Source organism: Streptococcus oralis (assembly GCF_001075675.1).
GTDB lineage: Bacteria > Bacillota > Bacilli > Lactobacillales > Streptococcaceae > Streptococcus > Streptococcus oralis_V.
The window spans coordinates 1-12,041 of record NZ_JUNW01000019.1; the positions used below are offsets into that span (position 1 = coordinate 1).

Below are 12,041 nucleotides of genomic sequence, written 5' to 3' on the forward strand. Positions count from 1 at the left end.
AACAAATCTTCCATACATCTACTTGAGTGCAGGTGTATCAGCTAAACTCTTCCAAGAAACGCTTGTCTTTGCCCACGAATCAGGAGCAAACTTCAACGGAGTTCTTTGTGGACGTGCAACCTGGGCAGGATCAGTTGAAGCCTACATTAAAGACGGTGAAGCAGCAGCTCGTGAATGGCTACGCACAACTGGATTTGAGAACATTGATGAACTCAACAAAGTTCTCCAAACCACAGCGACTTCATGGACTGAACGTGTATAAGTTTTCCCCCTAATCTTAGGAACATTGATCTAAATAAAAATTTTAAAAAAAGTTGAATGTAAAGGTTTACAAAAAAACTTACTTGTGCTATACTTAAATCACAAGTTAATACAAGGTGAGTGTTACTAAGTAATATTAGGCATGATCACAGGTGAATTAGAAATCGGCTGATTTTCTAGTTCATTTGTGGTCATTTTTTGTACTCATATACCTTTAAGATATAAAAGGAGGTTGACATGTATCGAATTCTAAACCCAATGAATCACAACGTCTCGCTTGTCAGAAATGACAAAGGAGAAGAGGTGATTGTGATTGGTAAGGGGATTGCATTTGGGAAAAAGAAGGGGGATTTAATTTCTGAAGATCAAGTTGAGAAAATCTTTCGGATGAAGACAGAAGAGTCCAGAGAAAACTTTATGGCTCTCCTCAAAGATGTTCCGCTTGATTTTATCACAGTGACTTATGAAATCATTGATAAGCTATCAAAGAAATATCATTATCCGATTCAAGAGTATCTCTACGTAACCTTGACAGATCATATTTACTGTTCTTATCAAGCTCTAACACAAGGAAGGTACAAGGATAGCAATCTGCCAGATATTTCTGCCAAGTATCCTATCGCTTTTCAAATCGCAAAGGAAGCCTTTGAAATCTATCGTCAGAAGTTGACAGATCATTTCCCTGAGGATGAAATTATTCGGATCGCTTATCATTTCATCAATGCCGAAGGGGAGAACGAAGTTCAAGTGGTTGAGTCGATAGACAAGAGGAAAGAAATCCTCAAGAATGTTGAAGAAGTGCTACAGACTTACGCTATTCAACGAACCAAAGAGAATAACCATTTCTATGATCGCTTTATGATTCATCTCAACTATTTTTTGGATTATTTAGACCGTTCCAGAGATGATAACCAATCACTTCTGGATATGGAAGATCATATTAAACAATCCTATCCAAAAGCGTTCGAGATTGGTTCCAAGATCTATGATGTGATTACGCAACATACGGGTCTTGATTTGTATAAAAGTGAACGAGTTTATCTAGTTCTACATATCCAACGTTTATTGTCATAAAAATTTAATTAAAAATACATAAGGAGAATTCTATCATGAATAGAGAAGAAGTAACATTGTTAGGTTTTGAAATCGTAGCCTATGCTGGCGATGCTCGTTCAAAACTATTGGAAGCCTTGAAGGCTGCTGAAGCTGGCGATTTTGCGAAAGCTGATACTCTCGTAGAGGAAGCTGGTGGTTGCATCGCTGAGGCTCATCACGCGCAAACAAGTCTATTAACTAAGGAAGCTTCAGGTGAGGACTTAGCCTATAGTGTAACCATGATGCACGGTCAGGATCACTTGATGACAACTATCTTGTTAAAAGATTTGATGCACCATTTAATCGAACTCTACAAGAGAGGAGTTAAGTAATGAATAAATTAATTGCTTTTATCGAGAAAGGAAAGCCTTTCTTTGAAAAACTGTCTCGTAATATCTACCTTCGTGCCATTCGAGATGGTTTCATTGCTGGAATGCCAGTTATTCTCTTCTCAAGTATCTTTATCTTGATTGCTTTTGTACCAAACTCATGGGGCTTTAAATGGTCTGACGATGTTGTCAATCTCCTCATGAAAGCTTATAGCTATTCAATGGGGATTCTAGCTCTCTTGGTAGCTGGTACAACAGCTAAGTCATTGACCGACTCAGTAAACCGTAGCATGGAGAAAACCAACCAAATCAACTATATGTCGACACTTTTGGCTGCGATTGTTGGTTTGTTAATGTTGGCAGCTGATCCTATCGAAAATGGCCTAGCTACTGGATTCTTGGGGACAAAAGGGTTGCTTTCAGCCTTTCTTGCTGCCTTTGTTACTGTAGCTATCTATAAGGTCTGTGTTAAGAACAACGTCACTATTCGCATGCCTGACGAAGTTCCACCAAATATCTCACAAGTCTTTAAAGATGTGATTCCATTCACTCTATCAGTGGTTTCTCTTTATGCTCTCGATTTACTAGCTCGTCATTTTGTTGGTGCAAGCGTAGCTGAATCAATCGGTAAATTCTTTGCACCATTATTCTCTGCTGCTGATGGTTATCTAGGTATTACCATTATCTTTGGTGCCTTTGCCTTCTTCTGGTTTGTTGGCATCCATGGTCCATCTATCGTTGAACCAGCAATCGCAGCTATTACCTATGCAAATGCCGAAGTCAACTTGAACCTTCTCCAACAAGGTATGCACGCTGACAAGATTCTTACTTCTGGTACACAAATGTTTATCGTTACCATGGGTGGTACTGGTGCGACACTGGTTGTTCCATTCATGTTCATGTGGTTAACTAAATCAAAACGAAACCGTGCAATCGGACGTGCTTCAGTAGTTCCAACTTTCTTTGGTGTAAATGAACCAATCTTGTTTGGTGCACCGCTTGTATTGAATCCGATTTTCTTTATTCCTTTCATCTTTGCGCCAATTGCCAACGTATGGATCTTTAAATTCTTTATTGAAACGCTTGGCATGAACTCATTTACTGCCAACCTTCCTTGGACAACACCAGGTCCGCTCGGTATTGTTCTCGGTACAAACTTCCAATTCTTGTCATTTGTACTTGCTGCTTTGTTAATCCTTGTTGACGTAGCCATTTACTATCCATTCCTCAAGGTTTATGATGAACAAATTCTTGAAGAAGAGCGTTCAGGCAAAGCCAATGATGAATTGAAAGAAAAAGTAGCTGCAAACTTCAATACTGCCAAAGCAGATGCTATTCTTGAAAAAGCTGGTGTAGAAGCAGCGCAAAACACAATCACAGAAGAAACAAATGTTCTCGTTCTCTGTGCAGGAGGAGGTACAAGTGGTCTCCTTGCAAATGCTCTAAACAAGGCAGCTGCAGAGTACAAAGTTCCTGTTAAAGCAGCAGCTGGTGGCTATGGTGCTCACCGTGAAATGTTGCCTGAGTTTGATCTGGTTATCCTTGCTCCTCAAGTTGCTTCAAACTTTGAAGACATGAAGGCCGAAACCGACAAACTTGGTATCAAACTTGCCAAGACAGAAGGTGGCCAATACATTAAACTGACTCGTGATGGAAAAGGCGCTCTTGCCTTTGTTCAAGCGCAGTTCGAAGAGTAAAAGGTAAAGAGCAAAGAAGTGAGATGGCGGAACTCCTCCCAACTCTATCTCCATCTCATTTCTATTTCTTGAAAGGTGAATCAAATGACAAAAACACTTCCAAAAGACTTTATTTTTGGCGGGGCAACAGCAGCCTATCAAGCAGAAGGTGCGACCAATACCGATGGTAAAGGACCAGTTGCCTGGGACAAATACCTCAAAGATAACTACTGGTACACTGCTGAACCAGCCAGTGATTTCTACCACAAATACCCAGTTGACCTCAAACTTGCAGAAGAGTATGGTGTCAATGGTATCCGTATTTCAATCGCTTGGTCACGTATCTTTCCAACTGGTTATGGGAAGGTTAATGACAAGGGGGTTGAGTTCTATCATAATCTATTTGCAGAATGTCACAAACGGCATGTTGAGCCCTTTGTAACTCTTCATCACTTTGACACGCCAGAAGCTCTACATTCAAATGGAGACTTCTTAAACCGTGAAAACATTGAACACTTTGTAGACTACGCGGCTTTCTGTTTTGAAGAATTTCCTGAAGTTAACTATTGGACAACCTTTAATGAAATTGGGCCAATTGGTGATGGTCAATACTTGGTTGGGAAATTCCCTCCAGGTATTCAGTACGACCTTGCCAAAGTCTTCCAATCTCATCACAATATGATGGTGTCGCATGCGCGTGCAGTCAAGCTATATAAAGGTAAAGGTTATAAAGGTGAAATTGGTGTGGTTCATGCCCTGCCTACTAAGTATCCTCTGGATCCAGATAATCCAGCAGATGTTCGAGCGGCTGAGTTAGAAGATATCATTCACAATAAATTTATTTTGGATGCAACTTATCTAGGACGATATTCCGAAGAAACCATGGAAGGTGTCAACCATATCTTAGCAGTCAATGGTGGAAGCTTAGATTTGCGTGAAGAAGACTTCGCAGTCCTAGAAGCTGCAAAAGACTTGAACGACTTCCTAGGAATTAACTACTATATGAGTGATTGGATGCAAGCCTTTGATGGAGAGACGGAAATCATCCACAATGGAAAAGGTGAAAAAGGAAGCTCTAAGTATCAGATTAAGGGAGTTGGTCGTCGTGTAGCTCCTGATTATGTCCCACGTACCGATTGGGATTGGATTATCTACCCTCAAGGTTTGTATGACCAAATCATGCGCGTGAAGAAAGATTATCCTAATTACAAAAAAATCTACATCACTGAGAATGGTCTCGGATACAAAGATGAGTTTGTGGATGGGACAGTCTACGATGATGGGCGGATTGATTATGTTAAGAAACATATGGAAGTGATTGCATCTGCAATCTCTGATGGAGCCAATGTCAAAGGATACTTTATCTGGTCGCTAATGGATGTCTTTTCTTGGTCAAATGGCTATGAAAAGCGTTACGGTCTCTTCTATGTTGATTTTGAGACTCAGGAGCGCTATCCAAAGAAATCGGCTCACTGGTACAAGAAACTAGCTGAGACACAACTTATTGATTAAAATTCAACAAAAATTCCCCGCCAAAAGGCAGGGGAATTTTTATGGTTTTGATAAAAGAATGGTTGTTTGTTTCGATAGATCTTCAAATGTTTCCTGACTCAGTTTGGAATCTGAAACGATGGTATCAATCTCTGAGATATTGTAGAAAGTGTAAAAATCAAACTTATTAAACTTGCTGTGGTCTGCCAGTAAGTATTTTTTATTGGCATTGTTCAAGGCGATTCGTTGAACCTCGCCCTCTTCTTCACTGAAAGTAGCAATAGCTTTATCCTTGATACCATTACAACTTACAAAAGCTTTAGAAAACTGAAGATTGGCTAAATCCTGCAGGGTAAGTGTTCCCACAAAAGCTCCAGTGATAGAGCGATAATTTCCACCAATCAAAATCAAATCTGTTAGTTTTCGTTCGTTTAGGATGAGAAAAACTGGAAGACTGTTTGTTACAACACGAATATTATCAATTGGGAGTTCACGAGCAAAACATTCTAAGGTTGTTCCTGGCCCGATAAAAATGGTTTCACCTTCGTCAATCAAATGACCTGCAAAACGGCTAATTTCTTGTTTTTCAGCAATCTGCAAGCCTTGTTTTTCAACGTTTGAGCGTTCGTTGTTTAAGAGAGAACCTGTACGAAGTTTTTCAGCGCCACCATGCACACGAACCAGCAAATCTTTATCTGCCAATTCTTGTAAGTAGCGGCGAGCTGTCATATCTGACACATCAAGACTCTCCATAATCTCTTTTACAGTAATAGTGCCTTTTGTGTTTACTGCTTCTAGAATACTATCTAGTTTTTCTTGCTTTAGCATCCTTATCACCTCGATTTCTACTATTATTATCTTACCATAAAACGCTCAATTAATCAAATAGAAAAAAACAAAATAAAACAAAAAAACAAAAATATCATGGTTGTTTTAAACAAACCATGATATTTTGAATGATCGGCCAAATTAGTCTAAACCGTAGTTGTAGTCCTCGTCTTGCATGGCTTCAACTTCACCAAGGAGGTAACCATTTCCGACTTGAGAGAAGAAGTCGTGGTTAGAAGTTCCTGTTGAAATACCGTTCATAACGATTGGGTTGACATCATCAGCTGAATCTGGGAAGAGTGGATCTTGTCCAAGATTCATAAGGGCCTTATTGGCATTGTAACGAAGAAAGGTTTTAACTTCTTCAGTCCAACCAACACCGTCATAGAGACTTTCTGTATAACCTTCTTCGTTCTCGTAGAGAGTGTAGAGCAGGTCGTACATCCATTCTTTGAGTTTTTCTTGCTCTTCTTCAGGTAATTCATTGAAACCAAGTTGGAATTTGTAACCAATGTAAGTTCCATGAACAGACTCATCACGAATGATCAGTTTGATGATTTCCGCAACGTTGGCCAGTTTGTTGTTACCGAGATAGTAAAGTGGTGTAAAGAAACCAGAGTAGAAGAGGAAGGTTTCAAGGAAGACACTGGCAACTTTCTTTTCTAGTGGGCTACCATTGAGGTAGATTTCATTGATAATCTCCGCTTTTCTCTGAAGGTAGGGATTAGTGTTGGTCCATTCAAAGATTTCTTCGATTTCGGCCTTGGTATTCAAGGTCGAAAAGATAGAAGAATAGGATTTTGCGTGGACAGATTCCATAAACTGGATGTTGTTGAAAACAGCTTCCTCATGTGGTGTACGGATGTCTGCGCGAAGTGCTTGAACCCCTGTTTCAGATTGCATGGTATCCAAAAGGGTCAAACCACCAAAGACTTTTCCAACCAAGTCTTTTTCTTTGTTTGATAGTTTTCTCCAGTCGTCTAGGTCATTTGACAAGGGAATACGCGTATCGAGCCAGAATTGCTCTGTCAGCTTTTCCCAAGTTGATTTGTCGATGACATCTTCGATGGCATTCCAGTTAATGGCTTTGTAGTAAGTTTCCATTTGAAATCTCTTTCTGTATGTAATAATGCGATTGCCGAATCATCTCTATTTTATCATAGTCTGAGAAGAGTATCGCACAAAAAGTCGGAAGCCCGACTTTTTAGTTTTTCATAGTATTTAAGATACTTATCAAGTTTTGTATGATGGGGAACTTAATCAGTAGTCTGAGAAAATGTGGTTGCCCCAGATAAAAATTAAATCACACAGCTTTCACATTGGTTAGCACCGACTTCTCCACCATCATCTGTAAAGGTACGGACGTAGTAGATAGACTTGATACCCTTGTTGAAGGCATAGTTACGAAGGATAGACAAGTCACGTGTCGTTTGTTTGTTCTCTTTCTTCCATTCGTAAAGACCTTTTGGAATGTCGCTACGCATGAAGAGAGTGAGTGAAAGCCCTTGGTCCACGTGTTCAGTTGCGGCAGCGTAAACATCAATCACCTTACGCATATCCATGTCATAAGCAGAAGTGTAGTAAGGGATAGTATCTGTTGACAAACCTGCAGCAGGATAGTAGATTTTACCGATTTTCTTCTCTTGGCGTTCTTCAATGCGTTGCGTAATCGGGTGGATAGAAGCAGAAACATCGTTGATGTAGCTGATAGAACCATTTGGAGCAACAGCTAGACGGTTTTGGTGATAAAGACCATCTGCTTGAACCTTTTCGCGAAGTTCAGCCCAGTCAGCAGCACTTGGGATAAAGACATCTTTAAAGAGTTCTTTAACACGGTCTGATTTTGGAACAAACTCGCCTGTCACATACTTGTCAAAGTAGCTTCCATTAGCATAGTCTGATTTTTCAAAGTTGTGGAAGGTGATACCACGTTCGCGCGCGATGTTATTAGATTCTACCAAGGTCCAGTAGTTCATAAGCATAAAGTAGATGCTTGTAAATTCAATTGACTCAGGTGATCCGTACTCAATCAGTTGTTGGGCAAGGTAACTATGAAGTCCCATGGCACCAAGACCAAAGGTGTGAGCCAAACTGTTTCCGTGGTCGATAGTAGGAACAGCTACGATGTGTGAACTATCTGTAACGAAAGTCAAAGCACGAACCATCGCACGGATAGAACGACCAAAGTCAGGTGAAGTCATCATGTTGACAACGTTGGTTGAACCAAGGTTACATGAAACGTCCGTTCCCATTTGAAGGAATTCTTGAGCATCGTTGATCAAGCTTGGTTCTTGAACTTGAAGAATCTCAGAGCACAAGTTACTCATGATAATCTTACCATCAACGGGATTCGCACGGTTGGCTGTATCAATGTTGACTACATAAGGGTAACCAGACTCTTGTTGCAATTTAGAAATTTCAGTTTCCAAATCACGCGCCTTGATTTTTGTCTTGCGGATATTTGGATTTGCAACCAATTCATCATATTTCTCAGTGATATCGATATAGTTGAATGGCACACCATACTCAAGCTCTACAGAGTAAGGGCTGAAGAGGTACATTTCTTCATTTTTACGAGCCAATTCGTAGAATTTATCGGGCACCACAACTCCAAGTGAGAGGGTCTTAACACGAACTTTTTCATCGGCATTTTCTTTCTTAGTTGAAAGGAAAGCGATGATATCTGGGTGAAAGACGTTGAGGTAGACAACCCCAGCACCTTGACGTTGCCCGAGTTGGTTTGAGTAAGAGAAGCTGTCTTCAAAAAGCTTCATAACTGGTACGACACCAGAAGCAGCACCTTCATAACCTTTGATAGGAGCTCCAGCTTCACGAAGGTTGCTGAGGGAAATTCCCACACCACCACCGATACGTGAAAGTTGGAGAGCTGAGTTGATGGAACGTCCGATAGAGTTCATGTCATCAGTTACTTGAATCAAGAAACAAGATACCAACTCTCCACGACGAGCACGACCAGCATTCAAGAAGGAAGGAGTAGCTGGTTGATAGCGTTGGTGGATGATTTCATTGGCAATATCAGTCGCAATCGCTTCATCCCCGTCAGCAAAATAAAGCGCGTTAAAGAAGACACGGTCTTCCATACTTTCAAGGTAATATTCACCGTCATTAGTCTTCAAGGCATACTGGTTGTAAAACTTATAGGCAGCCATGAATGATTTGAATTGGAAGTTTTGGTCCTTGATAAATTGATGCAATTCTTCCAAAAACTCTGGACGGTATTTCTTGAGAAATGCAGTTTCGATGTAGTTATGTTCAATAAGGTAGTTGATTTTATCAGTAATTGAATCAAAAACCATGGTATTTGGAACTACATTTTCTTTAAAGAAGGCATCCAAGGCTTCCTTATCTTTATGAAGCATGATTTGTCCATTGACAGGACGGTTGATTTCGTTATTGAGACGGAAGTAAGTTACGTCCTCAAGATGTTTTAATCCCATAAAATTTCCTTTATCTAATTACAAAAGAAAGGCCTCTAAGTTAGCCCTAGAAGCAATCTCTTCTGGATGATGTACTAAGATTATGCTAATTGTTTCAGTTTTCCTGGTTGGAAGCCTGAAAAGACTTCAGTTGGTGTTTGGATAACAGGAGCTGCGCTGAAACCGAGCTCTTTAACTTGATCGATGTACTCTGGTTGCTCGTCGAGATTGATCTCACGATAAGCGACATTGTTGCTGTCCAAGAAACGCTTGGTCATCTTACATTGGACACAGTTGTTTTTAGAATAAACGGTTACCATTTTCGTAACTCCTCTTTCAAAATAGATTACTTTCTTAGTATATCAGAAAAAAAAACTTTGTCAAACTTTTTAAACTAAATCTTGTGCTAAAAAGTTACAGTTTCAAAAACAAAGCACAAGATATAGTGTTTTGTCAGAGTGTAAAATTGGGTTTTCATTGAACTATCAAAGTTTATCAAAACAAAAAAACTATATACTGTATATTGGTAAGATAAATAGAAGATTTTCAGCAAGTTATCAGAAAGGAAAACGAAGAAAATAGCAAAAATCGTAAGAACAGGAATAAGTCTAGCTGAGACAATACTTTAATAAAATAGAAACTGTAATATTTACGAAAAAAAGAAATTTTCTACACAAGATGTCCCAATATTTTGTATTAGAATATCTAAAATATAACCAAAGTGGAAATGACAGATTATGATGTATTCATAAAAATGGATCATTGGTTAATTTTATATAGGATACTTATGAGTTTCGTATCCTTTCATAAGGAGTATATAAATACAATGTTTGAAAAAGTTCATTTTATGTGATACACTATCTGTGATTATAAGATTAAAAAATGGATATCTGAATGCTTTTGTTTGATAGAGAATGTTATCAGATTATAATTAGATTAAATGAATGAAAGAACACAGAATTAGGAGGCGCGTGGTGAAAGAAAATGATGTTATTTTAAAACGGCAATCGACTCAAATATTTTTTAAGAATGGTGATACGGATTTTTTCTTCAATTGGTTGTTAGGAATCGGTGAAATTTTTGGTTTCTCTCATGGAGAGCTTTATTATCTTGCTCAAAGATTGGGGAACTCACCAAAGCCTGATGACTGGAAAAATGTATTTTTATCGCATGTAAACTACCTTGAACAAGAAGCAAGTAATTCAGGATTGAGTGAACAAACAAAGGCGCAGTATTATCTTGCACAGACCTACTCACTTCGCTCGGCAATCCAATTTACCGATCCATTTTCTGAAGAGTATTTACCGACCGTTCGTCAAATGGAGAAGGTGTTTTCTAGTGCAATTCATTCACTAGGTGCACCGATTGAAAAATTAACTATTCCCTATCAGGGTTCTTACTTGCCTGGTTATTATCTTCATAGCGACGATAATTGCCCAACGATAATCATGATTGGTGGAGGTGATACTTATCGCGAAGATTTATTTTACTTTGCAGGATATCCTGGATGGATACGAAATTATAATGTTTTAATGGTTGATCTTCCTGGTCAAGGGAGCAATCCTAGTAGAGGGCTGGTCTTTGATGTGGATGCTTCTATTCCAATTTCATTATGCATAGACTGGTTGGAAAATAGAAATCCTAAACTAAATTATTTAGCTATTTATGGTGTCAGCGGAGGGGGATATTTTACTGCACAAGCTGTCGAAAAGGATCCAAGAATTCATGCTTGGATTGCTAGTACCCCTATTTACGACGTTGCAGAACTTTTCAGAAAAGAATTTGGATCAAGTTTGAAAGCACCTAGTTGGTTAATAAATGCCATTTTAAAATTAGCTGGAAATTGGAATGAATCAGCAAATTTAAATCTTAAAAAGTATGCATGGCAGTTTGGTACTTCTGATTTTAAGAGTGCTATTGATGATGTATTTAACCATGCAAAGATTGTGGATTACCAAAAAATTCAATGCCCATGCCTTTTTATCATGGGAAAGGGTGAGGGTGCTGAACTGCAGCATCAAACTAAGGTGATTTATGAAGAACTTAAATCTAAAAATCAACAAACTAAACTTCAAGTATTTGAGGCGGAAAGTGGTGCGGACGCTCATTGCCAAGTCAATAATCTAAGACTCGCCCATAATGTCGTTTTTGATTGGTTGGATACTTTATTTGAATGGAATCAATCAAAGTTTTAGTTCTACTTATACCACTTAGATATATCTACCTTTTTACTGTTAGGGGCTACAAACTTATTTTACTTTAAGTAGCAAATTGGATAAATTCTCTACTGTTGATGGTAAGAGTAGGTTTTAGAATTTCAGGATTTGATGAAGTCTTTTCAAATAATGGATTTACTGAGTTATATTAATTATAGTTAAATAGTATTATTTCATTATTTACTAGGATTGTCCTCTGATTGGTATTAAGGGAAAATAGCTTTGAAAATTGAATTTTGATGATGACATTCTTTGAACAATTAGTGTTTAAATATGCTATTTAGTTACTAGAGTGCTCATTTAATAGAAAAAGAAGTAATTTCATTTTCAGTAAAAGTCCATAAAATACTTGAAAAATTATCTAGAAGGTGATATAATACAGTCTTGTAAGGGTTATCACATATAACTCAAAAAAGAAATAACTAAAGGAGAGTCAAACTATGGCTTCTAAAGATTTCCACGTAGTGGCAGAAACAGGTATTCACGCGCGTCCAGCAACATTGTTGGTTCAAACAGCTAGCAAATTTGCTTCAGATATCACTCTTGAATACAAAGGTAAATCAGTAAATCTTAAATCTATCATGGGTGTTATGAGTCTTGGTGTTGGCCAAGGTGCTGACGTTACAATTTCAGCTGAAGGTGCAGATGCTGACGACGCAATCGCTGCTATCACTGAAACTATGGAAAAAGAAGGATTGGCATAAGGAA

Annotated in this window: 10 protein-coding genes and 1 pseudogene; 7 read left to right on the plus strand and 4 right to left on the minus strand. The window is 38.6% G+C overall.

Annotated elements, in window-relative coordinates:
- The 5 genes and pseudogenes from ADM50_RS02415 to lacG form a co-directional block, all read left to right on the plus strand.
- A pseudogene (locus ADM50_RS02415) lies at positions 1-262 on the plus strand (tagatose-bisphosphate aldolase); the annotation flags it as partial.
- 236 nt (positions 263-498) lie between these two features.
- A complete protein-coding gene (locus ADM50_RS02420) occupies positions 499-1,335 on the plus strand; it encodes a PRD domain-containing protein (RefSeq protein WP_049484409.1) in 837 nt (278 codons plus the stop codon).
- A 35-nt stretch (positions 1,336-1,370) separates the two neighbouring features.
- Positions 1,371-1,688, plus strand: a complete 318-nt coding sequence (locus ADM50_RS02425) for a PTS lactose/cellobiose transporter subunit IIA (RefSeq protein WP_001078328.1) — start codon at positions 1,371-1,373, stop codon at positions 1,686-1,688.
- Positions 1,688-3,382: a lactose-specific PTS transporter subunit EIIC gene (locus tag ADM50_RS02430; RefSeq protein WP_049484410.1), complete on the plus strand. Its 1,695-nt coding sequence runs from the start codon at positions 1,688-1,690 to the stop codon at positions 3,380-3,382. The genes ADM50_RS02425 and ADM50_RS02430 overlap by 1 nt, the downstream gene beginning before the upstream one ends.
- Before the next feature lie 84 nt (positions 3,383-3,466).
- Positions 3,467-4,873: a 6-phospho-beta-galactosidase gene (lacG, locus tag ADM50_RS02435; RefSeq protein WP_049484411.1), complete on the plus strand. Its 1,407-nt coding sequence runs from the start codon at positions 3,467-3,469 to the stop codon at positions 4,871-4,873.
- 39 nt (positions 4,874-4,912) lie between these two features.
- Here the strand turns inward: lacG and ADM50_RS02440 are convergent, their stop codons facing one another.
- From ADM50_RS02440 to nrdH, 4 genes are all read right to left on the minus strand, one after another.
- Positions 4,913-5,680, minus strand: a complete 768-nt coding sequence (locus ADM50_RS02440; RefSeq protein WP_042902319.1) for a DeoR/GlpR family DNA-binding transcription regulator — start codon at positions 5,678-5,680, stop codon at positions 4,913-4,915.
- A gap of 141 nt (positions 5,681-5,821) precedes the next feature.
- Entirely contained in the window at positions 5,822-6,784 is a 963-nt protein-coding gene (nrdF, locus tag ADM50_RS02445; RefSeq protein WP_000451372.1) for a class 1b ribonucleoside-diphosphate reductase subunit beta, read from the minus strand.
- 194 nt (positions 6,785-6,978) lie between these two features.
- Positions 6,979-9,138, minus strand: coding sequence for a class 1b ribonucleoside-diphosphate reductase subunit alpha (nrdE, locus tag ADM50_RS02450; protein WP_049484412.1), 2,160 nt, complete (start codon positions 9,136-9,138; stop codon positions 6,979-6,981).
- An 80-nt stretch (positions 9,139-9,218) separates the two neighbouring features.
- Positions 9,219-9,437 carry a glutaredoxin-like protein NrdH gene (gene nrdH / locus ADM50_RS02455; protein ID WP_000259240.1) on the minus strand — a complete coding sequence of 73 codons (219 nt, stop codon included), beginning with the start codon at positions 9,435-9,437 and terminating at the stop codon, positions 9,219-9,221.
- A gap of 654 nt (positions 9,438-10,091) precedes the next feature.
- Between nrdH and ADM50_RS02460 the strand changes: the two genes are divergently transcribed.
- Both ADM50_RS02460 and ADM50_RS02465 read left to right on the plus strand, forming a co-directional pair.
- Positions 10,092-11,312 (plus strand): alpha/beta hydrolase family protein, encoded by a 1,221-nt coding sequence (locus ADM50_RS02460; RefSeq protein ID WP_000661899.1) that lies wholly within the window; start codon positions 10,092-10,094, stop codon positions 11,310-11,312.
- Positions 11,313-11,773: 461 nt separating this feature from the next.
- Positions 11,774-12,037: a phosphocarrier protein HPr gene (locus ADM50_RS02465; protein ID WP_000146948.1), complete on the plus strand. Its 264-nt coding sequence runs from the start codon at positions 11,774-11,776 to the stop codon at positions 12,035-12,037.
- The last annotated feature ends 4 nt before the right edge of the window (positions 12,038-12,041 follow it).